We start from the raw sequence: 26,794 nt of genomic DNA, 5'->3' as shown, positions 1-26,794 counted from the left end.
TCGCCGCAAAAGGGACTTTCAGCCCTGGAGTCGGTACTCCTCGAGCAGGCGTCGCCCAATGATCATTTTCTGGATCTCGGCGGTACCTTCACCGATCAGCAGCATCGGAGCCTCCCGGTAGAGACGCTCGATCTCGTACTCCTTCGAGAACCCGTATCCGCCGTGGATGCGGAAGGCGTCCTCGACCACCTCCTTGCAGTATTCGGAGGCGAGGTACTTCGCCATCCCTGCTTCGAGGTCGTTTCGTTCCCCGGAGTCCTTTTTGCGTGCTGCATTGACCATCATCGCATGGGCGGCTTCGACCTTGGTAGCCATCTCGGCCAGCTTGAACTGGATGGCCTGGTGTTCGGCGATCGCCTTGCCGAAAGTGTGACGTTGCTGGGCATAGGAGACACCCAGTTCGAAAGCACGCTGAGCGACGCCACAGCCACGCGCCGCCACGTTCACGCGGCCGACCTCGACCCCGTCCATCATTTGGTAAAACCCTCGGCCCGTCTGGCCTCCGAGGACCCGATTGGCCGGAATGCGCAGTCCGTCCATGATGAGCTCGGTCGTGTCGACGCCCTTGTAGCCCATCTTGTCGATCTTCCCCGGGATGGTCAGGCCGGGACGGACCTCACCGAAGCCGGGCTCCTTCTCGACGAGGAAGGTCGTCATCGACTTGTGGGGCGCCGTGCCCTCGGGGTGTCCTTCGTCACTTCGGACGAGAACGGCCACCAGGGTGGAGCTGCCGCCGTTCGTCAGCCACATCTTCTGGCCGTTCAGGACGTACTCGTCGCCGTCCTTCACCGCCTTCGAGGAGATGGCCGACACGTCGGAGCCCAGGGCCGGCTCGGACATCGAGAACGCGCCCCGCACCTCGCCAAGCGCCATCCGGGGGAGGAAATAGTCCTTCTGCTCCTGCGTGCCGTGCTGCTTGAGCATGTACGCCACGATGAAGTGGGTGTTGATGATGCCCGAGACGGACATCCAGCCCCGCGCGATCTCCTCGACGCACAGGGCGTAGGTGAGAAGCGACTCACCCAGGCCGCCGTACTCCTCCGGGATCATCAGGCCGAAGAGGCCGAGCTCCTTGAGACCGTCGACGATCTGCTGCGGGTACTCGTCGCGGTGCTCCAGCTCGGTCGCGACCGGGATGATCTCCTTGTCGACGAACTCCCGGACGGTCTTCAGGATCTCCCGCTGGACGTCCGTGAGCCCGGCGGTCTGGGCGAGTCGGGCCATGGCTACTTCTCCTGGGTCTTCAGCTGGGGGCGGCCGGGCTGCTCGCCGCCGCGCTCCTTGATGTACGTCTCGGTCGGGACCATCACCTTGCGCCGGAAGACGCAGACGAGGGTGCCGTCCTGCTTGTAGCCCTTGGTCTCGACGTAGACGATGCCGCGGTCGTTCTTCGACTTCGACGGGGTCTTGTCGAGGACCGTGGTCTCGCCGTAGATGGTGTCGCCGTGGAAGGTCGGCGCCACGTGCCGCAGGGACTCGATCTCCAGGTTGGCGATGGCCTTCCCGGAGACGTCCGGCACGGACATGCCGAGCAGCAGCGAGTAGATGTAGTTGCCCACGACCACGTTCTTGCCGAAGTCGGTCGTGTTCTCCGCGTAATTGCTGTCCATGTGGAGCGGGTGGTGATTCATGGTCAGCAGACAGAAGAGGTGGTCGTCGTACTCGGTGACGGTCTTTCCGGGCCAGTGCTTGTAAACCGCCCCGACCTCGAACTCTTCGTACGTGCGTCCGAACTGCATCGGGATCAGGCCTCCGGGATCTCGAACTTGGTGGTGCGCTCCATGCCGGCCGCCCGGCCCTTGCCCGCGATGACCAGGGCCATCTTGCGGCTGGCCTCGTCGATCATCTCGTCGCCGAGCATCGCGGAGCCCTTCTTGCCGCCGGCCTCCGAGGTGCACCAGTCGTACGCGTCGAGGATGAGCTCGGCGTGGTCGTAGTCCTCCTGGGAGGGGGAGAAGACCTCGTTGGCCGCGTCGACCTGGCCGGGGTGCAGGACCCACTTGCCGTCGAAGCCCAGCGCCGCCGCCCGGCCCGCCACCTCGCGGTAGGCGTCCACGTCACGGATCTGGAGGAAGGGGCCGTCGATCGCCTGGAGGTTGTGCATGCGGGCCGCCATCAGGATCCGCATCAGGATGTAGTGGTAGGCGTCCGCGCCGTAGCCGGGCGGCTGCATGCCCACGACCAGCGACTTCATGTTGATGGAGGCCATGAAGTCGGCCGGGCCGAAGATGATGGTCTCCAGCCGGGGCGAGGCGGCGGCGATCTCGTCGACGTTCACCAGGCCCTTGGCGTTCTCGATCTGCGCCTCGATGCCGATCTTGCCGACCTCGAAGCCCATCGTCTTCTCGATCTGCGTCAGCAGCAGGTCCAGGGCCACGACCTGCTGGGCGTCCTGGACCTTCGGCAGCATGATGCAGTCGAGGTTCTGGCCGGCGCCCTCGACCACCGTGATGACGTCGCGGTACGTCCAGTGCGTGGTCCAGTCGTTGACGCGCACGACCCGGGTCTTGCCCGTCCAGTCGCCGTTGTTCAGCGCGTCCACGATCGTGTGGCGGGCGCCTTCCTTGGCGAGCGGCGCGCAGGCGTCCTCCAGGTCCAGGAAGACCTGGTCGGCCGGCAGGCCCTGGGCCTTCTCCAGGAAGCGCGGGTTCGAACCCGGGACCGCGAGGCAGGAGCGACGCGGGCGAAGACGGTTCACCGGGTGGACGGGCGTGGTCATGCGGGGACCTCCGTGCTTGCAAGGATTTCGAGAGGGGCGAGTTTGTTGGCTTTGCGGATCTCGTCGACGATACGTCCGATGATCTCCGTGATGCCGAAGTCCTTCGGGGTGAAGACGGCGGCGACTCCGGCCGCCTTGAGCGTCACGGCGTCCGCGTTCGGAATGATGCCGCCGACGATGACGGGGATGTCACCCGCCCCCGCCTGACGGAGCCGCTCCAGGACGTCCGGGACGAGAGCGCTGTGCGAGCCGGACAGGATGGACAGTCCCACGCAGTGCACGTCCTCGGCCAGCGCCGCGGAGGAAATCTCCTCCGGGGTCAGCCGGATGCCCTGGTAGACCACCTCGAAGCCCGCGTCGCGGGCCCGGACGGCGATCTGCTCGGCGCCGTTGGAGTGCCCGTCCAGACCCGGCTTGCCGACCAGCAGGCGCAGCCGGCCCGAGCCGAGCTCGTCGGCCGTCCGCGCCACCTTCTCGCGGACCTCGTGCATCGGGGTGCCGGGCTCGGCGGTGACCGCGACCGGGGCCGAGGAGACCCCGGTCGGGGCGCGGAACTCGCCGAACACCTCGCGCAGCGCGCTCGACCACTCGCCCGTGGTGACACCGGCCCGGGCGCACTCCAGGGTGGCCTCCATCAGGTTCTCGGTGCCGGCCGCGGCCTCCTTGAGGCGCTCCAGCGCCTGCTGGGTGGTGGGGAAGACGAACGGGTCGCCGTTCCCCTGCCGGTCCGAGGACTCCTGACGCTCCGCCCGCCAGCGGACGATGCGCTCGACGGTGAGCGCCTCCGTTGCCGGGTCGACCGTCATGATGGCGCCGTCCAGGTCGGACGTGAGGGGGTTCTCCTCGGTCTGCTGGAAGCAGTTGACACCGACGATCTTGTCCTCGCCGGCCTCGATCCGCGCCCGCCGCTCGGCGTGCGAGGAGACCAGCTCGCCCTTCAGGTACCCGGACTCGACGGCGGCCATGGCGCCGCCCATCTCCTGGATCCGGTCGATCTCGGCCAGGCAGTCGGCGACCAGGGAGTCGACTTTGGCCTCGATGACGTGGGATCCGGCGAAGATGTCCTCGTACTCCAGCAGGTCGCTCTCGTGCGCCAGGACCTGCTGGATGCGCAGCGACCACTGCTGGTCCCAGGGCCGGGGCAGGCCCAGCGCCTCGTTCCAGGCGGGCAGCTGCACGGCGCGGGCGCGGGCGTCCTTGGAGAGGGTGACCGCGAGCATCTCCAGCACGATGCGCTGGACGTTGTTCTCCGGCTGGGCCTCGGTCAGACCGAGCGAGTTGACCTGGACGCCGTACCGGAAGCGGCGCTGCTTGTCGTTCTCGATGCCGTAGCGCTCACGGGTGACCTTGTCCCAGATGCGGCCGAAGGCGCGCATCTTGCACATCTCCTCGATGAAGCGGACGCCCGCGTTCACGAAGAAGGAGATGCGGGCGACGACCTCGCCGAAGCGCTCCTCGGGCACCTGGCCCGAGTCGCGCACCGAGTCGAGGACCGCGATCGCCGTGGACATCGCGTACGAGATCTCCTGGACCGGGGTGGCCCCGGCCTCCTGCAGGTGGTAGCTGCAGATGTTGATCGGGTTCCACTTCGGGATGTGGTTGACCGTGTACGCGATCATGTCCGTCGTCAGGCGGAGGGACGGCCCCGGCGGGAAGACGTGCGTCCCGCGCGAGAGGTACTCCTTGACGATGTCGTTCTGGGTGGTGCCCTGGAGCTGGGAGACGTCCGCTCCCTGCTCCTCGGCGGCCACCTGGTAGAGCGCCAGCAGCCACATGGCGGTGGCGTTGATCGTCATCGAGGTGTTCATCTGCTCCAGGGGTATGTCCTGGAACAGCCGCCGCATGTCGCCCAGATGGGAGACCGGGACCCCGACCCGGCCCACCTCGCCGCGGGCGAGGATGTGGTCGGGGTCGTAGCCGGTCTGGGTCGGCAGGTCGAAGGCGACCGACAGACCCGTCTGGCCCTTGGCGAGGTTGCGGCGGTACAGCTCGTTGGACGCCTCGGCCGTGGAGTGGCCGGCGTACGTCCGCATGAGCCACGGACGGTCCTTCTGGCGCTCTGTCATCTCAGGCGATCCTTATGGCCTTTGAGCCGACTCAGACGTTGCGGAAGCGGTTGATCGCGTCGAGGTGCTTGGCGCGCATCTCGTGGTCACGGACGCCGAGGCCCTCCTCGGGGGCCAGCGCGAGGACGCCGACCTTGCCCTGGTGGAGGTTGCGGTGGACGTCGTAGGCGGCCTGGCCGGTCTCCTCCAGGGAGTAGACCTTCGACAGGGTGGGGTGGATCTTGCCCTTGGCGATCAGGCGGTTGGCCTCCCACGCCTCGCGGTAGTTCGCGAAGTGCGAGCCGATGATCCGCTTGAGTGACATCCACAGGTAGCGGTTGTCGTACTCGTGCATGTAGCCCGAGGTCGAGGCGCAGGTGGTGATGGTGCCGCCCTTGCGGGTGACGTAGACCGAGGCGCCGAAGGTCTCGCGGCCCGGGTGCTCGAAGACGATGTCGATGTCCTCGCCGCCGGTCAGCTCGCGGATGCGCTTGCCGAAGCGCTTCCACTCCTTCGGGTCCTGGGTGTGCTCGTCCTTCCAGAACTTGTAGCCCTCGGCGTTGCGGTCGATGACCGCGGTCGCGCCCATCGCCCGGCAGATGTCCGCCTTCTCGGGGGAGGAGACCACGCAGATCGGGTTGGCGCCGCCGGCGAGGGCGAACTGGGTGGCGTACGAGCCGAGCCCGCCGCTCGCGCCCCAGATCAGGACGTTGTCGCCCTGCTTCATGCCGGCGCCGTTGCGGGAGACCAGCTGGCGGTAGGCGGTGGAGTTGACCAGACCGGGGGAGGCGGCCTCCTCCCAGCTCAGGTGGTCCGGCTTCGGCATCAGCTGGTTCGACTTGACCAGGGCGATCTCCGCCAGGCCGCCGAAGTTCGTCTCGAAGCCCCAGATGCGCTGCTCGGGGTCGAGCATCGTGTCGTTGTGGCCGTCCGAGGACTCCAGCTCGACCGAGAGGCAGTGCGCGACGACCTCGTCGCCCGGCTTCCAGGCGTTGACGCCGGGGCCGGTGCGCAGCACGACGCCCGCGAGGTCGGAGCCGATGACGTGGTACGGGAGGTCGTGGCGCTTGGTGAGCTCCGACAGGCGCCCGTAGCGCTCCAGGAAGTTGAAGGTGGAGACCGGCTCGAAGATCGAGGTCCACACGGAGTTGTAGTTGACCGAGGAGGCCATGACGGCGACGAGGGCCTCGCCCGGGCCGAGCTCCGGCACCGGGACGTTGTCCAGGTGGATGGACTTGCGCGGGTCCTTCTCGCGCGTCGTCAGCCCCGCGAACATCTCCGCCTCGTCCTTGTGCACGGTGATCGCACGGTACGAGTCGGGCAGCGGCAGGGCTGCGAAGTCTGCGGCAGTGGCGGACTGCGACTGAATCGCGTCCAGGATGTCCTTCACGAGAGAGCCTCCGGCTAGCGCTGATGAGGGTGCGCTGAGGTAACGGGGTGCGTGGTGCTGGTGTGGTGTGCCGTCGGTCCGGCTGGTGCGGTGGTGCTGGGCGACGCCCGTGGTGAGGCGTGCGGTGCCTGGTGACGCAGGCAATCCGGGGCGCGTTCCGTGCGGTGTGGGCACGGGTCGCGGGGACATCCGGACGAGATTCAACGTATGGCACCCCGTGTCACCCGGCAAGGCACCGCGTGCCAAAACTTTCTCTCATTTGCCGATTGACCTGCACCGATGAGCGATGATCGATCAAAGTTACCGTCGAGTACGGGCAAGCCGGACATACTCCGGACACAAAAAAGCGGCCGCCCCCGAAACGGGGGCGGCCGCTGTGACGAGAGTCGCTACGGGTGTCGCTACTTGGTGCGCAGGGCCTCTTCGATGGTCCGCATGACCTCGTCGAGCGGAGCGTCCGTGCGGGCCACCGCGACCAGCACCTCGCCCTCCGTACGGACCGCCGCGGGCGCGGCCGGCGCGGTGCTCAGGGTGCGGCCCGCGCCGATCCCCGTGCCGAAGGTCTTCCGGACGATCGAGAAGGCGTGGTCCAGCTGCGCCTCCACGTCCCCCTGGCCGCCGGCCCGCAGCCAGCGCCGCAGCACGTGGTTGTGGGCGGTGACCACCGCCGAGGCGGCCACCTCGGCCAGCAGCGGGTCGTCGTTGCCGTCGTGGTGGTCGTGCTCGTCGAAGTGGGCCAGCAGATAGCGCGTGAACAGCCGCTCGTACCGGGCCACCGAGGCGATCTCCCGCTCCCGCAGCGCCGGCACCTCGCGGGTCAGCCGGTAGCGCTCCACCGACACCGCCGGCGAGGCGGCGTACATCTTCATGACTTCCTTGATCCCGCGGCACACCGTGTCGAGCGGGTGCTCGTGCGCCGGGGCCACGTCCAGGACGGCCTCGGCGCGGGTCAGGGTGTCGTCGTGGTCCGGGAAGATCGCCTCTTCCTTGGACCGGAAGTGCCGGAAGAAGGTCCGGCGCGCCACCCCGGCGGTCGCGGCGATCTCGTCGACCGTCGTCGCCTCGTACCCCTTGGTCGCGAAGAGCTCCATGGCCGCGGCGGCGAGCTCGCGGCGCATCTTGAGCCGCTGGGCGGCCGCCTTGGTGCCGACCGGGCTCTCCGGGGTGTCGGAGGCCGTGGCGGCGCGGGGCGAGGTCTTGGCGGGCTGGGACATAGAGCGAAAGTACTTCATTCGAGCAGGGGAGCGCGCCTGCGGGGGGTGGGAGAGGGGTGGATGCGGGGGAGAGCCCGCACTGGGCTCGGGAGGGTCAGTCCGCCGTGAGGGTCCGGCGGACCCGAGCAGCCCTCCCCACGCATCCGGCTCGTGGCCCGACCGGTTACCGGCGGGCGTACTCACGGAATCCGCGGCCGGTCTTCCGGCCCAGGCAGCCCGCCGCCACCAGGTGCTCCAGCAGCGGGGACGGGGCCAGGCCGGGGTCGCGGAACTCCTTGTGGAGGACCTTCTCGATGGCCAGCGAGACGTCGAGGCCGACCACGTCGAGGAGCTCGAACGGCCCCATCGGGTAGCCGCCGCCCAGCTTCATCGCCGCGTCGATCTGGTCGATGCCGGCGTAGTGCTGCTCGACCATCTTGATCGCGTTGTTGAGGTACGGGAACAGCAGCGCGTTCACGATGAAGCCGGCCCGGTCCCCGCAGTCCACCGGGTGCTTGCGCACCTTCACGCAGATCTCGCGGACCGTGGCGTGCACGTCGTCGGCGGTCAGGACGGTCCGGACCACCTCGACCAGCTTCATGGCCGGCGCCGGGTTGAAGAAGTGCATGCCGATCACGTCCTGCGGGCGCGAGGTCACGCGGGCCACCGCGATCACCGGCAGCGAGGAGGTGGTGGTGGCGAGCACCGCACCCGGCTTGCAGACCTTGTCGAGGGCGGCGAACAGCTCCTGCTTGACCGCCAGGTCCTCGGCGACGGCCTCCACGGCCAGGTCCACCTCGGCGAAGGCCTCCAGCGAACCGGCCGGGGCGATCCGGTCCAGGGTCCGGTCCGCGGCCTCCTTCGTCAGCCGGCCCTTGGACACCGCACGGCCCAAGGACTTGCCGATGGCGGCCTTCGCCGCGTCCGCCTTCTCCTGGCTGCGGGCGGCCAGGACCACGTCGTACCCGGCCTGGGCGAAGACCTGGGCGATGCCGCTCGCCATGGTGCCGGAGCCGGCCACGCCGACCGAGCTGACCGGACGGCCCGCACCGAGCAGGGACCCGTCCAGCGGGGTCTGGAGGTCGCGGACGACCGTGGAGCTGCCGGCCGCCTCGTACGTGTAGAAGCCGCGGCCCGACTTCTGCCCGGTCAGGCCCGCGGCGGCGAGCTGCCCGAGGATCGGGGCCGGGGCGTGCAGCCGGTCGCCGGAGGAGGCGTACATGGCCTCCAGGACGGTGCGGGCGGTGTCCACGCCGATCAGGTCGAGCAGCGCGAGCGGGCCCATCGGCAGACCGCAGCCGAGCCGCATCGCCGCGTCGATGTCCTCGCGGGAGGCGTACTTCGCCTCGTACATCGCGGCGGCCTGGTTGAGGTAGCCGAAGAGCAGGCCGTCGGCGACGAAACCGGGCCGGTCGCCGACCGCGACGGGCTCCTTGCCGAGCTCGCGGGCCAGCTCGGTGACCGCCTCCACGGCCGGCGGGGCGGTGAGGACGCAGGAGACGACCTCGACCAGCTTCATCGCCGGGGCCGGGTTGAAGAAGTGCAGGCCCAGCACGCGCTCGGGGCGCTGGGACTCGGCGGCCAGCCGGGTCACCGAGAGGGCGTTGGTGCCCGTGGCCAGGATGGCGTCGGGGCGCACGATCGCGTCGAGCTCGCGGAACACCTGCTGCTTGACCTCGTACGACTCGGGAACGACCTCGATCACGAGGTCGGCCTCGGCGGCGGCGGCCAGGTCGGTGAAGGTGCGGAAGCGGGCGAGCACGTCCGCCCGCTCCTGCTCGGTGAGGCGCTCCCGGGTGACGGAGCGTGCGGTGGCCGACGCGAGGGCGGCAGCGGCCCGGCGGGCCGCGGTCTCGCTGACGTCGATGCCGATGACCTCGCGGCCGGCCCGGGCGAGGACCTCGGCTATGCCGGTGCCCATCGTGCCGAGGCCGACGACGGCGATGGTCTGGAGGGTGGGCTGACTGGACTGACGGTCCATCGAGGGACTCCAGTGGAAGAGGGTGACGACTGAGGGACGCGCGGTGCACAGCGCGCGGGTGCCGTACGGAATGCCGTGCGGAGGGTCGTACGGAATGCCGTGCGGTGAAGAACCCCGGGCGGCGGCCCAAGGGGAGGGAACCCGGCGGGAGGGCCCAGAGGGAGGGCAGCCCGGAGGGTGGAAGCGGTGGAACCCTGTCCCGGGGTCACACCGTGCGAGAAACGAACCGACCGGCACGGGGCGGCTGCGTCACCAGGCCGTCCTCGTACGTGTTGCGTTACGAGGACAGTAACTCGTCGGTAACTGGTGCGCCATAGCGCGGAGATGTGACCTGTACCGCCCAAATGTACCGATCATCGATCATCGATCAACCCGCCTCCGCCGATCTCCCGGAACCCGGCGTGGCGGCTCCCGCGTCGGCCTAGGGTGGCCGCGTGAACGACGTGCTGGAGCGCCTGCGGGCGGAGGCGGGGCAGTCCCCCGAGTACGAGGTGCTGCTCACGGCCGGCCCCGACGACCTGGCGGCCTCCCTGACCTCCGCCGGGCTGCCCCTGTGGGCCCGCGAACTGGCCGCGTACCGGCTGGGCCTCGCGGGCGACCGCCGGGCCTTCGAATCCCTCGTCCTGCTCCTCAACCACCGGGACCCGCCCCGCTGCGCCGCCGCCGCCGAGGCGCTGGCCGTCCTGGACGACCCGCGCACCGCCCGCGCGGCCGCGGCCCTCGCCACCAACGGCCTGCGCACGGCCTACGCCCTCCAGCCCGTCCGGCTGCTCACCGCCCTGCGCGCCCCCGAGTCCGTACCCGCCCTGCTGACCACCCTGTCGCGGCTGCTGTCCCCGAACGACCCGTACTGGCGGGTGGCCCTGGCCTGCGTCGAGGGGCTCGGCGCCCTCGCCGACCCCCGCGCGCGCGAACTCCTCACCCGCGCCCAGTCCCACCCCCGCCTCGCGGTGGCGGCCACGGCCGCACTGCGCGCGCTCGCCTGACGGGACCGGCGCCGGCCGCCCGGCCGGGGCCGGTCCCGTCAGGCGACGCTCAGCCCCGGAAGCCGAGCAGGCCGTGCAGGGCCGCGCCGCCCGCCGAGGGCGGGACCGCGCGGGTCGCCGCGGCCGGCTTCGGGGCCGCCTGCGCGGGGCAGGTGGCGTCCGCGGCCCGCCCCGTCCTCAGGTACGCCGACACCTTCTCGTCCAGGCACTTGTTGCCGCTCAGGGCGATGCCGTGGTTGCCGCCGCCCTCCTCCACCACCAGGGCCGAGCCCTTCAGCTTGTCCCGCATGCTGAGCGCACCCCCGAACGGGGTCGCCGCGTCCTCCGTCGCCTGGAGGAGGAGGGCCGGGGGCAGATCGGCGTTGGTCACGTCCGGGGCCTGCAGCGCCTCCGTCGGCCAGAACGCGCACGGGGCGTTGTACCAGGCGTTGTTCCAGGTCATGAACGGGGCTTCGGCGTGCGTGCGCCACATGTCCGCGCGCCACTGGTTCCAGTCCCTCGGCCAGGCCGAGTCCCGGCACTGCACCGCCGTGTAGACGCTGTAGGCGTTGCCCGCTGAGGGCTCCACCGCGCCGAACCGCTCGTACGCCGCCACCAGCGGCTTCGGGTCCTGCTTCACCTCGTACGCCGCGAAGGCCTCGGCGAGGTTCGGCCAGTAGCCGTTGAAGTAGCCGCCCGGCATGAAGGTGTCCTCCAGTTCGGACGCCCCCACCTTGCCGCCGGCCGGCGTCTGCCGCACCCCCTCGCGCATCGCGTACCAGCGCTCCTCGACCACCGCCGGGTCGGTGCCGAGCCCGTACGTGGCGTCGTGGGCGGCCACCCAGGCCAGGAACGCCTTGTGGCGGGCGTCGAAGGCCCGGTCCTGCGCCAGGTTGTCCTCGTACCAAACCCCGCCCGGGTCGACCACGGAGTCCAGGACGAGCCGGTGCACCCGGCCCGGGTGGAGCTTGGCGTACACCGCGCCCAGGTAGGTCCCGTACGAGTAGCCGAAGTAGCTGATCCGCTGCGCGCCCAGGGCGGCGCGCAGCAGCTCGATGTCCTGCGCCGCGGACACGGTGCCGATGTGCGGCAGCACGTCCGCGTGCTTGGTCCCGCAGGACTCGGCGAAGGCCCGCACCCGCTCCAGGTTGGCCGACTCGGTTGCCGCGTCGCGGGGTACGGAGTCCGGGCGGACGGGGGCGAAGTGGCCGGCCCCGCAGTCGAGGGCGGGCTCGCTCTTGCCGACGCCCCGGGGGTCGAAGCCGATCACGTCGTACTGCGCGGCCACGTCCTTGGGGAGGGCGGAGGCGATGAATCCGGCCAGGCTGCGGCCGCTTCCGCCCGGCCCGCCCGGGTTGACCAGCAGCGGGCCCTGGGAGGTGGCGGCGGTGTGGGGCACCCGGGTCAGGGCGAGGGAGATCTGGCGTCCGGCGGGCCGGGCGTGGTCGAGGGGGACCTTGAGGGAGGCGCACTGCAGGGTGGGGTAGCGCGGGGTCGCGCAGCCGGTCCACCGCAGCGCGGCGGCCTGCTCCGCTCCGGGGGCCGCGGGGGCCGCAGGAGCCGCAGGGGCCGCGGTGACCGGGCTCGCGAGGGCGGCGGCGACGGTGGCGATCGACAGCAGGACTGCGGCGCGCTTCTTCAAGGGGTGGAGCATGGGGCCTCCCAGCCGAGGGTTCTGGGCGGAATCGTCCCGGAAACCACGCCCGGAAGGCGGTATTTGGCTGCTCATTGGCCCGATGTGATGAGCCTTCAGCGGCCCGCGGAGGCCGTCCGAGGTCAGAGCAGGGTGAGCTGGGTGGCCCCGGCGGGAGCCTCCGCGGCCGGACGCTCGGGTGTCACGACCCGGCGGGCCCCGCCGCGCCGGGACGGCCCGATGCCGAATTCGGCCGCGAGTTCGTGGACTTGGCGGGTGATCTGGCGCTGGTACCAGGTGGGGGCGTACGAGCCGCCCGCGTACATCCGCTCGTACCGCTCCACGAGGTGCGGATGGTGCTCGCCCAGCCAGGCCGTGAACCACTCGCGGGCGCCGGGGCGCAGATGGAGTACCAGGGGTGTCACGGAGGTCGCGCCGGACTCGGCGATGGCGCGGACGGTGGCCCGCAGCTGCTCCGGGCGGTCCCCGAGGAAGGGGATCACCGGGGCCATCAGCACCCCGCACTCGATGCCGGCGTCGGTGAGGGTCCGTACGGCGCCCAGCCGGGCGGCGGGGGAGGGCGTGCCGGGCTCGACGGTCCGCCACAGCGGGGTGTCCGTGAAGCCCACGGAGACCGAGATCCCGACCTCGGTGAGCTCGGCGGCCTCCCGCAGGAGGGGGAGGTCGCGCAGGATCAGCGTGCCCTTGGTGAGGATCGAGAAGGGGTTGGCGCGGTCGCGCAGCGCCTCGATGATGCCGGGCATCAGCCGGTAGCGGCCCTCGGCGCGCTGGTAGCAGTCGACGTTGGTGCCCATGGCGATGTGCGCGCCGCTCCAGCGGGGCGAGCCGAGCTCGCGGCGCAGCAGCTCGGGGGCGTTGGTCTTGACGACGATCTGCGAGTCGAACCCGATTCCGGTGTCGAGGTCGAGGTAGCCGTGCGTCTTGCGGGCGAAGCAGTACACACAGGCGTGGCTGCAACCCCGGTAGGGGTTGACGGTCCATTCGAACGGCATGCGCGAGGCGCCGGGCACCCGGTTGACGATCGACCGGGCCCGCACCTCGTGGAAGGTGATCCCGCGGAATTCGGGGGTGTCGAAGGTCCGCGTCACGACGGCGTCGGCCCCGAAGAGCGCGGCCGGACCCGCGGTGCCCTCGGTCAGGTTCTCCCAGCGCATGGTGCGCCTCCCTCGCTAGCCCTGCCGAGAGAATAGAACAAATGTTCCCATGATCGTGCGGACCGGGATATCCGCTGGTCGGAGCGGTGGCGGGCGTGCGAGGCTGCGCCCCATGGCGAGATACAGACTCACGGTGTGCCTTCCGGGCGGAGCCCGGGACCGGCTGGAGGAAGCGATCGCGGAGGCGATGGAGCCCTTCCGGATCGAGGGGCCCCGCCCGTACTCCGACGACCTGTGGATCTGGGACCACTGGCGGATCACGGGCGGCGCCGAAGGGTGCGGCCACCGCATCCGGCCGGGCCACGAGGCGGATCCCCGGATCGTTCACGCCCAGCCGTACCCGGACGGTTCGCGGGAGCCGAGCCGGCCCGGCTGGTGCGCGGGCGGCCCGCGGGGACTGCTCGTCGTGGGCGACGCCCGGAAGCGGGCCGTCCGGCTCGCCGGCACGGTCTGGGACGGCTGGCAGGACCTGCTCCGCGAGCACCCGCTCGGCCGGCCGTGGGAGGAGTACCGGCCGGCCCGGCCGCCGGGAGTCGGCACGGACGTCCACACCGAGCGGTGGCGGGCCGCCCACGCCGCGTACCTCGCGCAGACCCCCGCCGCGGCCTTCCGCGAGTGGGCCGCCGGGCTGTCGCTCGACCCGGCGGACGAGGAGTTCCGCTTCGCGCTCCTCGACGCCGCCGACCCCCGCCGGTGGCTGGGCGAGCGCTCCCGGGAGGAGTTCGTCGCGCGCGAGGCCGCACGCGCCACCGGGCCGGGCAACCTCCTCACCCTCGACGGCTGGTGGTGGGAGGAGGGGAGCCGGCCCGTGCACGGCGCCTGCGACGACCCCGCGACCTGTCCGCACACCCCGCCGTCGGCCCCCGGGCCGCTGGGCACCACGGCCCACCTCGCCGGGCTGCCGGACGAGACGCTCCTCGTGTCCGTCCGCTGCCACGTCTGAGCCGGATTTGGGCCACCGCCCCGGAGGTGGTTGGCTTCGCCGTGACGAGCGGACACAACTGCTGGAGGAACAGGCATGGCGCAGGTCGAGGCCACCACGGAGCGCATCATCGGAGCCGACGCGGAGACGGTCTTCGACACGCTGGCGGACTACAGCGGAACCCGGCAGAAGCTGCTGCCCGAGCACTTCAGCGAGTACGAGGTGCGCGAGGGCGGCGACGGCGAGGGCACCCTCGTGCACTGGAAGCTCCAGGCCACCAGCAAGCGCGTGCGCGACTGCCTGCTCGAGGTCACCGAGCCCACCGACGGCCAGCTCGTGGAGAAGGACCGCAACTCCTCCATGGTCACCACCTGGGTGGTCACCCCGGCCGGCGAGGGCAAGTCCAAGGCCGTCGTCACCACCGTCTGGAACGGCGCCGGCGGCATCGGCGGCTTCTTCGAGCGCACCTTCGCGCCCAAGGGCCTCGGCCGCATCTACGACAGCGTGCTGGAGAAGCTGGCCGCCGAAGTCGAAGCCTGAGCCACGCCGTTGCCGGTGGGGCCGGGCACACGGCCTCACCGGATCGGGTGAACCGAACCGGCCCGCGGGAGCCTGGCGTGGCCCCGGGGCGGGGAGGGGCGCGGCGGTTAGTGTGGGGCCCTGCGCATCCGACCGCACGGGGGCCCGATGAAGATCCTCATCTCCGCCGACATGGAAGGCGCCACCGGCGTCACCTGGCCCGCCGACGTGCTGCCCGGCACCCCGCAGTGGGAGCGCTGCCGGTCGATGTTCACCTCCGACGTCAACGCCGCCGTGCTCGGCTTCTACGACGGCGGCGCCGACCAGGTCGTCATCAACGAGGCGCACTGGACCATGCGCAACCTCCTCCTGGAGCGGCTCGACGCCCGCGCGGAGATGCTCACCGGCCGCCACAAGACCCTCTCCATGGTCGAGGGCGTCCAGCACGGCGACGTCGACGGCATCGCCTTCGTCGGCTACCACACCGGCGCCGGCACCGAGGGCGTCCTCGCCCACACCTACCTCGCCAACTCCATCACCGGGGTCTGGGTCAACGAGGTGCGCGCCAGCGAGGGGCTGCTCAACGCCCACGTCGTCGCCGAGTACGGCGTCCCCGTTGTCCTCGTCACCGGCGACGACCTGACCTGCGTCGACGCCGCCGGCTACGCCCCGGACGCGGTGACCGTCGCGGTCAAGGACCACGTCTCGCGCTACGCCGCCGTCTGCCGGACCCCCGCCCGCACCGCCGCCGACATCCGGGCCGCGGCCAAGGAGGCGGCCGCCCTGGCCGTGCGGCACGAGCCGGTCGGCGCCGGCCCGTTCACCGTGGAGCTGGAGTTCGACGCCGAGCACCTGGCCATGGCCGCGACGGTGGTCCCGGGCGTGGAGCGGTGCGGGGAGCGCAGGGTCGCCTACACCAGCGAGACGATGTACGAGGGGATCCGTGCCTTCAAGGCGGTCACGACGGTCGTCTCGGCGGCCGTGGAGGAGCAGTATGGCTGACATGCACGCAATGAATGACGGGGCACCCGCAGGGGCCGGCGGCGCCGTTGACGAAGCGGCCCTCGACGAGGCCGTCGAGTTCACCTCCGGCCTCATCCGGATCGACACCAGCAACCGGGGCGGCGGCGACTGCCGCGAGCGCCCCGCCGCCGAATACGTCGCCGAGCGGCTCGCCGCGGCCGGCCTGGAACCGGTCCTGCTGGAGCGCACCCCGGGCCGTACCAACGTCGTCGCCCGGATCGAGGGCGCCGATCCCACCGCCGAGGCCCTCCTCGTCCACGGCCACCTCGACGTCGTGCCCGCCGAGGCCGCCGACTGGACCGTGGACCCCTTCTCCGGCGAGATCCGCGACGGAGTGGTGTGGGGGCGCGGCGCCGTCGACATGAAGAACATGGACGCGATGGTGCTGGCCGTCGTACGGGCCTGGGCGCGCGCCGGAGTGAAGCCGCGGCGGGACATCGTGATCGCCTACACCGCCGACGAGGAGGACAGCGCGGTCGACGGGTCGGGCTTCCTCGCGGAGCGGCACCCGCACCTCTTCGAGGGCTGCACGGAGGGCATCAGCGAGTCCGGCGCCTTCACCGTGCACACCGGCCCCGGCGGCCGGGCCCTCTACCCGATCGCCGCGGGGGAACGGGGCACGGCCTGGCTGAAACTGACCGCGCGCGGCACCGCGGGGCACGGCTCCAAGCCCAACAAGGCCAACGCGGTCAGCCGGCTCGCCGCCGCCGTCGCACGGATCGGCGAGTACGAGTGGCCGGTCCGGCTCACGGACACCGTCACCGCCTGCATCACCGAACTCGCGGCACTGCAGGACCTGTCGGTCGACCCGCGCCGGCCCGGCTTCGACCTCGACACGGTCCTCGGCAAGCTCGGCCCGGCCGCCGCCCTGCTGGAGGCGACCGTGCGCAACAGCGCCAACCCGACCATGCTGAGCGCCGGTTACAAGCTCAACGTGGTCCCCGAACACGCCACCGCCTACGTCGACGGGCGGACGGTGCCGGGCGGCGAAGCCGAGTTCACCGCCACCCTGAACGAGCTGACCGGCCCCGACGTGCACTGGGAGTTCCACCACCGGGAGGTCTCCCTCCAGGCCCCGGTGGACGGGCGGACGTTCGGGATCCTGCGCGAGTCCGTCGAGCGGTTCGACCCGGACGGGCACGTGGTGCCCTTCTGCATGGCGGGCGGCACCGACGCCAAGCAGTTCTCCCGCCTCGGCATCACCGGATACGGCTTCTCCCCGCTGAAGCTGCCGCCCGGCTTCGACTACTGGGCCCTCTTCCACGGCGTGGACGAGCGGGTCCCCGTCGAAGCCCTGCACTTCGGTGTCCGCGTCCTCGACCACGCGCTGCGGTCCCTGTGAGCGGGGCCCGGTGATGGCGGCGCCGACCCGGCCGTACGGAAGCTGGCCCTCGCCCATCGAGGCCTCGCTCGCCGCCGCGCTCGACGGACGGCCCGAGTACGTCGGCACGGTCGGCCCCGAGGTGTGGTGGACCGAGCCCCGGCCGCGCGAGGCCGGCCGTCGCACCCTGGTGCGCCGCCGACTCGCCGACGGAGACGCCGAGTTCACCGAGCTGCCCGCCCCGTGGAACGTGCGCAGCCGGGTCACCGAGTACGGCGGGCTGCCCTGGGCCGGGGCCGAACGGCCCGCCGGCGGGCCCCTGCTGGTCTTCGTCCACTTCGCCGACCAGCGGCTGTACGCGTACGAGCCCGACGCGTCCGGCGCCCCGGAACCACGGCCCCTCACCCCCCTCTCCGTGACCGGCGGCGGACTGCGCTGGGCCGATCCGGTGCTGCGCGGCGGTGAGGTCTGGTGCGTGCTGGAGGAGTTCACCGGGCCCGCGCCGACCGACGTGCGCCGGGTGCTGGCCGCCGTACCGCTCGACGGGTCGGCGGCGGAAGACCGTACGGCCGTACGGGAGTTGACGGACGGCCGGCACCGGTTCACCACCGGCCCCCGGCTGTCCCCGGACGGCCGGCGCGCGGCCTGGCTGGTGTGGGACCACCCCCGGATGCCCTGGGACGGCACCGAACTGAAGCTGGCCGAGGTCACCGCGGACGGAAGGCTGACCGGGGTCCGTACCGTGCTCGGCGGACCCGAGGAATCCGTGGCCCAGGTGGACTGGACGGCCGGCGGAACCCTTCTCGCGGTGAGCGACCGCGGCGGCTGGTGGAACCCGTACCGGGTGGACCCGGAGACGGGAGCGGCCGTCAACCTGTGCCCCAGGGAAGAGGAGTTCGGCGGCCCGCTGTGGAAACCCGGACTGCGCTGGCTCGCCCCCCTGCCCGACGGCGGCACCCGGGCCGAACGCGCCGGGGGAGGACTCCTCGCCGTGCTGCACGGCCAGGGTTCCACGGTGCTCGGCATCCTGGACGCCGAGAGCGGCGACCTGGTCGACGCGGCCGGGCCGTGGACGGCCTGGCAGCCGACGCTCGCCGTGCACGGCACCCGTGTCTACGGGGTCGCCGCCAGCCCGCGCAGCGCGTACGAGGTCGTCGAGCTGGACACCGCGACCGGGCACGCCCGGGTGATCGGCGCGCAGGGCGTGGACCCGGTGGACCCGGCGTACTACCCGGAGCCGCAGAGCCGCACCTTCCTCGGCCCCGACAACCGCCAGATCCACGCGCACGTCTACCCTCCGCACCACCCGGCCTGCCGGGCCGCTGCCGACGAACTGCCCCCGTACGTGGTGTGGGCGCACGGCGGCCCCACCGACCACGTGCCGCCCGTACTCGACCTGCACATCGCGTACTTCACCTCGCGCGGCATCGGCGTGGTCGAGGTCAACTACGGCGGGTCCACCGGCTACGGCCGCGCCTACCGGGAGCGGCTGCGCGGGCAGTGGGGCGTGGTGGACGTGGAGGACTGCGCGGCGGTGGCCCGGGCGCTGGCCGCCGAGGGCACCGCCGACCCAGCCCGGCTCGCCATCCGCGGGGGCAGTGCGGGCGGCTGGACGGCGGCGGCGTCGCTGGCCGCCACCGACCTGTACGCCTGCGCCGCGATCATCTACCCGGTGCTGGACCTGCGGGGCTTCGCGGAGGAGACCCACGACCTGGAGTCCCGCTACGTCGAGAGCCTGGCGGGGCCGCCGCAGACCCTCACCGTGCTCGGCCGCGAGCGCTCCCCGGTGGCCCGCGCCGACCGGATCACGGCGCCGTTCGTCCTGCTCCAGGGCCTGGACGACGCGGTCTGCCCGCCGGCCCAGGCGGAACGCTTCCTGGCCGCCCTGCGGGGCCGGCCGGTGCCGCACGCATACGTGGCCTTCGCGGGCGAGGGCCACGGCTTCCGGCGGGCGGACACCATGATCCGGGCGCTGGAGGCCGAACTGTCGCTGTACGCCCAGGTCTTCGGCATCCCCCGCACCGACGTCCCCCGCCTGCCACTGCAGGCCTGAGCAGCCGGCCGGGCGGGCGGGGTTCCCTGCACCGGGCGGAGCCGAGCAGTTGGGAGCCCGGTGCGAGCCCGCGACCGCCGCGACGACGGCCGCGGAGCAGCCGCAGGCGTACACCGCCGCCGCAGGCAGCCAAAGCGGTGGTACGCGCCGGACCGCCGCGAGGAGGCCGGCCCGCTCGGCCCGCCGCGATGGGGCCGCCCCGCTCGGACCGCCGCGGGGCCGTGCCATCCGCGGCGGCCGAGGGCGCACGGCCGCCCGGGTGCGAAGTCGTGGGACCGCCGGCCTATTCGGCCCTGCTGCGCAGGTGGTGGGTGCGTTCGCTCGTGCGGAGCCAGACCCGTAGCGGGCCGATGGCGGTGAAACCGCTGCGGACCGCGCTGTCCAGGTCGGCCCCGCCCTCGTAGCCGACGACGTCCAGGTCCGGCCGGCGGGCGGCGATCGCGGTGAGGACGCCCGCCCAGGCCGCGTCGGCGGTGGCGCCGTCGCGGGCGAACAGGTTGGAGACGCCCACCACCCCGCCGCCGGTGCTCGCGACCGCCCCGGCGACGATCCGCCCCCCGGCGTCCCCCGCGGCGCGCCCCGCGAGGAAGACGATGCCCTCGCGGAGCAGGGACGGCCGGAACAGCCCCGTGCTCTCCTCGCCGTCCCAGGCGGCCTCCCAGGCCGCCAGTTCCCCGGCGCCGGTCACCTCGGACCACTCCAGGCCGGACGGGGCCGCCTCCGGAAGCGGGGCCCCGGCCGGGCGGTGGATCCACTGCGCCTCGAACAGCACCTCGAACCCGTCCCCGGCCAGGTCCAGGCGGGCGAAGCTGTCCTTCACCGAGCAGCCGGGGGAGTCCGTGTCGATCCGCTGGAGGACGGTCTGCGCCGAGACCTCCGCGTCCAGGGTCACCGCATCGGGATACAGCGGCGGGGTCCGGCGTGTGCTGAGCCACAGGTACTCGTCGTCGTACTGGGGCGACAGGCCGTGCGCCGCGCACACCGCGTCGCACCACTCGGCGTTGTTCAGCGCGGCCCGCCGCAGCGTCGTACTCATCTCGTCCTTGATCACGCCGGTGATGGTGTCACAGGCCTAGCCTGGGGCGATGACCTTTTCGACCTACCTCCGGGAGGGCGAGCGCGTGGCCCTGCGCCCCTTCCGGCTCGCCGACGGGCCCGAGTTCACCGCACGCGCGCACGAGAGCCGCGAGCTCCACCACCCGTGGCTGGCCCCGCCCGCCACCATCGAGGAGTACGAGCCCTACGCGGCCCGGCTGATCGACGGCGAGGGCCGCGCCGGGTTCCTCGTCTGCGAGCGGGAGACCGGAGCCATCGCCGGCTTCGTCAACGTCAACAACATCGTGCGCGGGGCCTTCCAGTGCGGAGCCCTCGGCTACGGGGCCTTCGCGCACGCCGCCGGGCGGGGCCTGTTCCGCGAGGCCCTCGGGCTGGTCCTCGCCCACGCCTTCGCCCCCGAGCCCGCCGACGGCCTCGGACTGCACCGGCTGGAGGCCAACATCCAGCCGGGCAACACCGCCTCGATCGCCCTCGTGCGGGGCGCCGGCTTCCGGCTGGAAGGACTCTCCCCCGACTTCCTGTACGTCGACGGGGCCTGGCGCGACCACGAGCGCTGGGCGGTCACCGCCGAAATGCCGCCCCCGGAGGCGGCCCGTCGCACAGGATGAGTGCATGCGAACCCTCGTGCTCCTCGACGCCCCGTCCAACCTCGGCCTGCGCCCGCCCGCGCCCGGCACCGTACCCGGCGTCTACAAGCTCGCCGGGGCCCTGCGCGAACAGGGCCTCCTCGCCCGCCTCGGCGCACGCGAGGGCGGGGTGGTGGTCCCGCCGCGCTACGACCGCGGCGACTGGCGGGAAGGCGACGGCGTGTTCCACGCCGAAGCCCTCGCCGCCTACACCGTCACGCTCGCCGACCGGATCGAACGCCACCTGCGCGCCGGGGAGTTCCCCGTCGTCCTCGGCGGCGACTGCTCGATCCAGCTGGGCGCCGCCCTCGCCATGCGCCGGATCGGCCGGTACGGGCTGGCCGCGATCGACGGCTCCGCCGACTTCCGCCACCCCGGCAACGAGGCGGTGAACGGGCCCGTCGGCGCCGCCGGCGGCGAGGAGCTCGCCCTCTCCACCGGGCGCGGCCAGGCCGGTCTCGCCGACCTGGAAGGGCGGGCCCCGTACCTGCGGGACCAGGACGTACGGCTCTTCGGCCTGCGGGACGGCGACCCTGACCTCGCGGAGCTGCGCACGGCCGGGATCTCCGCGGCCACCGTCGGGGAGATCCGCGAGCGCGGGGCCGGACCGGTGGCGCGGGCGGCGCTGGAGGGGCTGCACCCGCCGGAGACCGCCGGATTCTGGGTGCACCTGGACGCCGACGTGCTGGACCCGTCCGTCATGCCGGCCGTGGACAGCCCCGACCCCGGCGGGCTGGTCCCCGACGAACTCGCCGAACTGCTCGGCGTGCTGGTGCGCTCGCCGCGCTGCGTCGGGATCAACGTCACCATCTACGACCCGGACCTGGACCCGGACGGGCGCGCGGGAGCCCTGCTGGCCGACCTGGTCGCGGGCGCCTTCCGGTGATCCCTCGCGCAGACCTTTGCGTAATCCTGACCGGTGGTGATCCGCGGAACCCCTGTGCACCGGCCGCCGTGGCGTGTTCCATTTCCCCATGGCCACCACCGTCCGCCGCGCCGCACTGACCCTTCCCGCAGCCCCGTTGGGCGCAGAGAACCCCCTGCCCGCCCTGCGCGCGCCCGACGAAGTGCACGACCTGGACGAGCGCGCACGCGCGGGGCTGCCGCGCGACATGGCACGGCAGATCGGGTACGAGCCGCTGCGGTCCCTGCTGCCCGTCCGGATCCGGGACGGGTACCGGCGGGAGCGGTCGGAGCGGGAGTTCGAGTCGATCGTCATCGAGAACGAGCACCTGCGGGTCACCGTGCTGCCGGAGCTGGGCGGGCGCGTCCACTCGCTCGTGCACCTGCCGACGGGACGCGAACTGCTCTACCGCAACCCGGTGTTCCAGCCCGCCAACTTCGCGCTGAACGGGGCCTGGTTCTCCGGCGGCATCGAGTGGAACATCGGCGCGACCGGCCACACCACCCTCTCCTGCGCCCCGCTGCACGCCGCGCTCGTCCCCGCCCCGGACGGGGGCGCGATGGTCCGGCTGTGGGAGTGGGAACGCCTGCGCGACCTGCCCTTCCAGGTGGACCTGTGGCTGCCCGCGGAGTCGGAGTTCCTCTACGTCGGCGTCCGCGTGCGCAACCCGCACGAGCGGCCCGCGCCCGTGTACTGGTGGTCCAACATCGCCGTCCCCGAGGACGAGGGCACCCGTGTGCTCGCCCCCGCCGACGAGGCCTGGCACTTCGGGTACGAGCGCGCGCTGCGCCGCATCCCCGTACCGGAGTGGGAGGGCGCGGACCGCACGTACCCGCTGCGCAGCGAGTACCCGGCCGACTTCTTCTACGAGGTCGAGCCCGGGACCCGCCCCTGGATCGCCTCGCTGGACGCGGCCGGGCAGGGGCTCGCGCAGACCTCCACCGGGCGGCTGCGCGGGCGCAAGCTGTTCGTCTGGGGCGCGGGCGGCGGCGGCCGGCGCTGGCAGGAGTGGCTCACCGAGCCGGGCACGGGCGGCTACGCGGAGATCCAGGCCGGGCTCGCCCGCACCCAGCTGGAGCACGTACGGCTGGAGGGCGGCGGGGAGTTCAGCTGGCTGGAGGCGTACGGGCCGCTGGCCGCGGAACCCGCCGCGGTGCACGGGGCCGACTGGGCGGCGGCGCGCGGCGCGGCCGAGCACGCGCTGGCGCGGGCGCTCCCGGCGGAGCGGGTGGAGACGGCGTACAAGGCGTGGCGCGAGTGCGCCGACACGGAACCGGGCGAACGGCTCGCGGAGGGCTCCGGGTGGGGCGCGCTGGAAGTGATGTGCGGGGGCTTCGAACTGCCCGGCACCCCCTTCGCGGAGTCCACCCTCGGCGAGGAGCAGGCCCCGTGGCTGGAGCTGTGGCGCACCGGCGCCCTCCCCGCCGCGCGGCGGGTGGTCCCGCCGGGCCCGAGCCTGGTCGCCGCGCACTGGCGGGACATGCTGGAGACGGCTCCCGCGGACCCGCTGACCGAGTACCACCTGGGCGTGGCCCAGTGGCACGCCGGGGACGTGGCGCAGGCCGTACGGAGCTGGGAGCGCGGGCTGGCGCTGGCGCCGTCGCGCTGGCCGCTGCTGAGGTGCCTGGCGGTGGCGGACGCGCTGGCCGGGGATCCGGCGCGGGCCGCCGACGGGTACGCGGCGGCCTTCGACGACCTGGCGGGGGAGAGCCGCGGCGGCGAGGCGTGGGCCCCGGCGGAGGCCGCGCTGGGCTGCGAGGCGATGACGGCCCTGCTGGCCGCCGGCCGCCTCCCGGAGGCCCGCCGCGTCTGGGACCGGCTCCGGCCGGCCCTGCGGGAACGGGGCCGCTTCCGGCTCCTCGCCGCGCGGCTGCTCGCGGCGGAAGGCCATGTGGCCGCGGCACGGCGCGTCTTCGAGGACGGCTTCGAAATCCCGGACCTCCGGGAGGGCGAGGAGACCCTGTCCGAAGCCTGGTCCACCCTCACCGCCCGCCCCCTGCCACCCCACTACGACTTCCGCATGCGGCCCCCGGGCTAAAGGCCAGGCCGCGCCACCGCCGCTGGGGCTCCGCCCCAGACCCCGCGCCTCAAACGCCGGCGGGGCTGGAATGTGCCGGCGTCAGCCTGCACGTGTCCGCAGGGTTGGGAAGGCGCGGAGCGCCCCTCTTCGCCTCCGGGCGGAGGCTGCAGGCTGACGCCGGCCAAAATCCAGCCCCTCCGGCGTTTGAGGAGCGGGGTGCGGGGCGGAGCCCCGGTTCTTTCAGCCTCGCCGGCGTTTGAGGCGTGGGTCAGGCGCGGCAGAGGATTTCGCCGTTCAGGACCGAGAACCAGGCGTCGGGGGCCGCGCCCCACGCGCGCCAGGCCTCCGCGGCAGCGGTCAGGTCGGCGCCGGTCGCGTGGCCGCCGCCGGTGGCGAGGGCGGCGTACGAGGAGGCCGTCGTGCGGTCCGCCCACAGCGCCGACCACCACGCGGCCTCCTCCGGGGTGGCGAAGCACCAGGCCGTCGCCGACGAGGTCACGTCCGTGAAGCCGGCCTCCCGGGCCCACGCCCGCAGCCGGCGCCCCGCGTCCGGCTCGCCGCCGTTCGCGCGGGCGACGCGCCGGTACAGGCTCAGCCATTCGTCCAGGCCCGGCGTCGCCGGGTACCAGGTCATCGCCGCGTAGTCGGCGTCGCGCGCCGCCACGATCCCGCCCGGCCGGCACACCCGCCGCATCTCGCGCAGCGCCTGGACCGGGTCGCCCACGTGCTGCAGCACCTGGTGGGCGTGGACCACGTCGAAGGAGTCGTCCGGGAAGTCCAGCGCGTGGACGTCCGCCGTGCCGAACTCGATGCCGCTCACCCCGCGCTCCGCCGCGTGCGCCCGGGCCTGTTCGACCACGTCCTGTGCCGCGTCGACCGCGGTGACCCGGCCGCCCGGCGCGACCAGCTGCGCCAGGTCCGCGGTGATCGTGCCGGGCCCGCAGCCGACGTCCAGGACGGACATCCCCGGGCGCAGCTCGCCGATCAGGTACGCGGCGGAGTTCTCGGCGGTGCGCCAGCGGTGCGAGCGCAGGACCGACTCGTGGTGGCCGTGGGTGTAGACGGCGGTTTCCTTGGCGGCGTTCATGGCCGGACCCTCCTCGTCGAAGCGTGGGACCCACCGTAAGGGATCAGTTCGTCATCTGAGATCGGTGTTTTGACATGTGGACATCAGCCTTGTGTACCACGGGGATTGGGCCGGTCGGTGGCAGGTCGGTGGCAGGGGAATGCGGGTGCGAGGAGAGTGGCTCCTGGGGGAACGTGCCCATGGTGGAGGACGGTGAGGGCCATGCCGGAGACGCTGCTCGAACAGCACGCCGAGGCGCTGCGGCTCTTCGGGGAACGGGTGCGGGCCGTCACGGGCGATCAGTGGGACGCGCCGACCCCGTGTGCGGAATGGAACGTGCGGGAGCTGGTCAACCACGTCACCGGCGAGCAGCTCTGGATCCCGCCGCTGGTCACCGAGGGCCGCACCGTCGAGGAGCTCGGCGACGCGTTCTCCGGCGACGTGCTGGGCGACGACCCGGTCGCGGCCTGGGACAGGGCCTCGGCCGCCGCGCACGCCGCCTTCGCCGCCTCCGGCGCGCTGGACCGGACCGTGCGCCTCTCGTACGGGCCCGCGCTCGGGTCGGCGTACTGCTCGGAGCTGACCGCCGACTGCGTCGTGCACACCTGGGACCTCGCCCGGGGCATCGGCGCCGACGACCGGCTGCCGGACGGCCTCGTCGAGTTCTCCATCAAGGAGGTCATGCCGTACGCCGACGGACTCGCGGCGAGCGGCATGTACGCGGCGCCACTGGAGGTGCCGGCGGGCGCGAACGCGCAGACCAGGCTGCTCGGGCTGGTGGGGAGGAAGGGCTGACGCCTGGAACCGGCAGCCCGGTAACGGGCATCAGGGGCTAAATAATCGTATAAAGGTCAGGACCAGGGTCGGGGCCACCGGAGCGTGGCAGGACGAGGGTGGAAGGCGGCACCGTGGCGGGGACGCAGCGCACGGCGATGGAGGGCCGCGGCCCGGTCCGGTACGGCCCGCCCGCACCCCAGCCCGGCCTGCCCGTGCTGCCCGAACTGATCTCCGTCCTCGCCGCGGCCGCCGGGCGCGCCGCCCCCGAGCCCCCGGGCGGCGGGGCCGCCGTGCGCGAGGCCGCCTGCCGGCACTGGGGGCGGCGCGGGCTCGCCACCTCCCCGGAGAACGTCGCCGCCGGACCAGGCGCTCCCGCGCTGCTCCTCGCCCTGCTCGGGGCGTACGGGGGCGATGTGATGCTGCCCCGGCCCTGTCCCGCCTGGTGGACCCCACAGGTCCGGTTGCTGGGACGGCGGGCCTACCACGTGCCGACCCCGGCCGAGTGCGGCGGCGTACCCGACCCCTACGCGCTGCTGGAGACCGTACGGCGGGTGCGCGCCGAGGGCGGCGACCCGCGGGTGCTGCTGTTGTCCGTCGCCGACGATCCCACCGCGACCGTGCCGCCGCCCGAGATGCTGCGCGAGGCCTGCGAGGCCGCCGAGTCCGCCGGGCTGTTCGTCGTCAGCGACGAGAGCTGGCGCGACACCGTCCACCGGCCCCACGACACCCTCGTCCTGAGCCCCGCCGAGATGCTCCCCGAACAGGCGGCCGTCCTCGTCGACCTGTCCGGCGCCCTGCTGCCCGCCGGCTGGCCCGCCGCCGTGGTGCGCTTCCCCGGCACCGCGCGCGGGACCTGGCTGCGCGCCCGCACCCTCGACGTCCTCACCGCCACCGGCGCGATGGTCGCGGGACCCGTGGCCGGCGCCGCCGCACACGCCCTCGACGAACCCGACGCCGTCACCGGACGCGCCTACGCGGCCGCCGCCCTGCACGGCGCGGTGGCCGCCGCCGCGCACCGCGAACTCCTCGCGGCCGGGGCGCTGGCCCGGCCCCCGCAGGCCGGCCGGCACCTCTACGCCGACCTCACCCCGCTGCGCGCCGGACTCGCCCGGCACGGGGTCGGCGACGCCATGGAACTGGAGGACTGGCTCGGCGGCCGGCTCGGCGCGCCGACGCCCGGCGGGCAGCGCTTCGCGGACGAACTGGGCGCGCTGCGGGTCAGGTTGTCCACCGGGCCGCTGCTGGGCGCCACTCCGGAGGAGCGGCTGGCCGCGCTCACCGCCCGCGATCCGCTCGCGCTCCCGCACGTACGGAGCTCCCTCGACCTGCTCGGATCGGTCCTGGCCGGGCTGGCCTGACCTTCCGACCCGCCCCCGTGCACCCCGACCGTGCACTTGATCCGACCG

Annotated in this window: 22 protein-coding genes; 11 read left to right on the top strand and 11 right to left on the bottom strand. The window is 72.9% G+C overall.

Translation table 11 applies throughout. From position 1 onward, the window contains the following. Positions 1-18: 18 nt before the first annotated feature. From ACIPYQ_RS25855 to ACIPYQ_RS25825, 7 genes are all read right to left on the bottom strand, one after another. On the bottom strand, positions 19-1,224 hold the full coding sequence (locus ACIPYQ_RS25855; RefSeq protein WP_327412601.1) for an acyl-CoA dehydrogenase family protein: 1,206 nt from the start codon (positions 1,222-1,224) through the stop codon (positions 19-21). Between the two features lie 2 nt (positions 1,225-1,226). After that, entirely contained in the window at positions 1,227-1,739 is a 513-nt protein-coding gene (locus ACIPYQ_RS25850) for a MaoC family dehydratase (RefSeq protein WP_030715386.1), read from the bottom strand. Positions 1,740-1,744: 5 nt separating this feature from the next. After that, entirely contained in the window at positions 1,745-2,719 is a 975-nt protein-coding gene (locus tag ACIPYQ_RS25845; RefSeq protein WP_361762038.1) for a CoA ester lyase, read from the bottom strand. Further along, positions 2,716-4,785, bottom strand: a complete 2,070-nt coding sequence (locus ACIPYQ_RS25840; RefSeq protein WP_401255466.1) for a protein meaA — start codon at positions 4,783-4,785, stop codon at positions 2,716-2,718. The genes ACIPYQ_RS25845 and ACIPYQ_RS25840 overlap by 4 nt, the downstream gene beginning before the upstream one ends. Positions 4,786-4,816: 31 nt before the next feature. Next, entirely contained in the window at positions 4,817-6,154 is a 1,338-nt protein-coding gene (gene ccrA / locus ACIPYQ_RS25835) for a crotonyl-CoA carboxylase/reductase (protein ID WP_361762032.1), read from the bottom strand. A gap of 401 nt (positions 6,155-6,555) precedes the next feature. Further along, a complete protein-coding gene (locus ACIPYQ_RS25830; RefSeq protein ID WP_401255462.1) occupies positions 6,556-7,368 on the bottom strand; it encodes a TetR family transcriptional regulator in 813 nt (270 codons plus the stop codon). Positions 7,369-7,531: 163 nt separating this feature from the next. Next, positions 7,532-9,328 (bottom strand): 3-hydroxyacyl-CoA dehydrogenase family protein, encoded by a 1,797-nt coding sequence (locus ACIPYQ_RS25825; protein ID WP_401255459.1) that lies wholly within the window; start codon positions 9,326-9,328, stop codon positions 7,532-7,534. A 434-nt stretch (positions 9,329-9,762) separates the two neighbouring features. Between ACIPYQ_RS25825 and ACIPYQ_RS25820 the strand changes: the two genes are divergently transcribed. Then, a complete protein-coding gene (locus ACIPYQ_RS25820) occupies positions 9,763-10,314 on the top strand; it encodes an adenylosuccinate lyase (RefSeq protein ID WP_401255456.1) in 552 nt (183 codons plus the stop codon). Positions 10,315-10,363: 49 nt separating this feature from the next. Here the strand turns inward: ACIPYQ_RS25820 and ACIPYQ_RS25815 are convergent, their stop codons facing one another. After that, positions 10,364-11,947, bottom strand: a complete 1,584-nt coding sequence (locus tag ACIPYQ_RS25815; protein WP_401255453.1) for an alpha/beta hydrolase — start codon at positions 11,945-11,947, stop codon at positions 10,364-10,366. 122 nt (positions 11,948-12,069) lie between these two features. After that, entirely contained in the window at positions 12,070-13,101 is a 1,032-nt protein-coding gene (locus ACIPYQ_RS25810; protein WP_401255450.1) for an Rv2578c family radical SAM protein, read from the bottom strand. A 112-nt stretch (positions 13,102-13,213) separates the two neighbouring features. On the opposite strand from ACIPYQ_RS25810, the gene ACIPYQ_RS25805 reads away from it, so the two are divergent. From ACIPYQ_RS25805 to ACIPYQ_RS25785, 5 genes are all read left to right on the top strand, one after another. Further along, positions 13,214-14,044 (top strand): hypothetical protein, encoded by an 831-nt coding sequence (locus ACIPYQ_RS25805; RefSeq protein WP_401255447.1) that lies wholly within the window; start codon positions 13,214-13,216, stop codon positions 14,042-14,044. A 75-nt stretch (positions 14,045-14,119) separates the two neighbouring features. Then, complete coding sequence (locus ACIPYQ_RS25800) at positions 14,120-14,563, top strand: SRPBCC family protein (RefSeq protein WP_361762011.1); 444 nt, start codon at positions 14,120-14,122, stop codon at positions 14,561-14,563. Positions 14,564-14,710: 147 nt separating this feature from the next. Continuing rightward, positions 14,711-15,544 (top strand): M55 family metallopeptidase, encoded by an 834-nt coding sequence (locus tag ACIPYQ_RS25795; protein WP_361762008.1) that lies wholly within the window; start codon positions 14,711-14,713, stop codon positions 15,542-15,544. 1 nt (position 15,545) lies between these two features. Continuing rightward, the gene (locus ACIPYQ_RS25790) at positions 15,546-16,907 is read left to right on the top strand and encodes a M20/M25/M40 family metallo-hydrolase (protein ID WP_401255443.1); all 1,362 of its coding nucleotides are present in this window, start codon (positions 15,546-15,548) and stop codon (positions 16,905-16,907) included. Positions 16,908-16,920: 13 nt separating this feature from the next. Then, positions 16,921-18,939, top strand: coding sequence for a prolyl oligopeptidase family serine peptidase (locus ACIPYQ_RS25785; protein ID WP_401255440.1), 2,019 nt, complete (start codon positions 16,921-16,923; stop codon positions 18,937-18,939). A gap of 283 nt (positions 18,940-19,222) precedes the next feature. Here the strand turns inward: ACIPYQ_RS25785 and ACIPYQ_RS25780 are convergent, their stop codons facing one another. Then, complete coding sequence (locus tag ACIPYQ_RS25780) at positions 19,223-19,975, bottom strand: hypothetical protein (protein ID WP_401255777.1); 753 nt, start codon at positions 19,973-19,975, stop codon at positions 19,223-19,225. Between the two features lie 49 nt (positions 19,976-20,024). Between ACIPYQ_RS25780 and ACIPYQ_RS25775 the strand changes: the two genes are divergently transcribed. From ACIPYQ_RS25775 to ACIPYQ_RS25765, 3 genes are all read left to right on the top strand, one after another. Then, entirely contained in the window at positions 20,025-20,603 is a 579-nt protein-coding gene (locus ACIPYQ_RS25775) for a GNAT family N-acetyltransferase (RefSeq protein ID WP_401255437.1), read from the top strand. Positions 20,604-20,607: 4 nt separating this feature from the next. Then, complete coding sequence (locus ACIPYQ_RS25770; RefSeq protein WP_361761993.1) at positions 20,608-21,507, top strand: arginase family protein; 900 nt, start codon at positions 20,608-20,610, stop codon at positions 21,505-21,507. 88 nt (positions 21,508-21,595) lie between these two features. Continuing rightward, positions 21,596-23,563, top strand: coding sequence for a DUF5107 domain-containing protein (locus ACIPYQ_RS25765; RefSeq protein WP_401255433.1), 1,968 nt, complete (start codon positions 21,596-21,598; stop codon positions 23,561-23,563). Positions 23,564-23,813: 250 nt separating this feature from the next. On the opposite strand, the gene ACIPYQ_RS25760 is transcribed toward ACIPYQ_RS25765, so the two are convergent. Next, a complete protein-coding gene (locus ACIPYQ_RS25760) occupies positions 23,814-24,632 on the bottom strand; it encodes a methyltransferase domain-containing protein (protein ID WP_401255430.1) in 819 nt (272 codons plus the stop codon). 201 nt (positions 24,633-24,833) lie between these two features. On the opposite strand from ACIPYQ_RS25760, the gene ACIPYQ_RS25755 reads away from it, so the two are divergent. Together ACIPYQ_RS25755 and ACIPYQ_RS25750 are read left to right on the top strand one after the other, a co-directional pair. Continuing rightward, positions 24,834-25,406: a TIGR03086 family metal-binding protein gene (locus tag ACIPYQ_RS25755; RefSeq protein ID WP_401255427.1), complete on the top strand. Its 573-nt coding sequence runs from the start codon at positions 24,834-24,836 to the stop codon at positions 25,404-25,406. 137 nt (positions 25,407-25,543) lie between these two features. Further along, a complete protein-coding gene (locus tag ACIPYQ_RS25750) occupies positions 25,544-26,746 on the top strand; it encodes an aminotransferase class I/II-fold pyridoxal phosphate-dependent enzyme (protein ID WP_361762066.1) in 1,203 nt (400 codons plus the stop codon). The last annotated feature ends 48 nt before the right edge of the window (positions 26,747-26,794 follow it).

The sequence above is a fragment of the Streptomyces sp. NPDC090045 genome, assembly GCF_044747975.1.
Lineage (GTDB): Bacteria > Actinomycetota > Actinomycetes > Streptomycetales > Streptomycetaceae > Streptomyces.
This window is presented reverse-complemented; position numbering and strand designations above follow the sequence as displayed.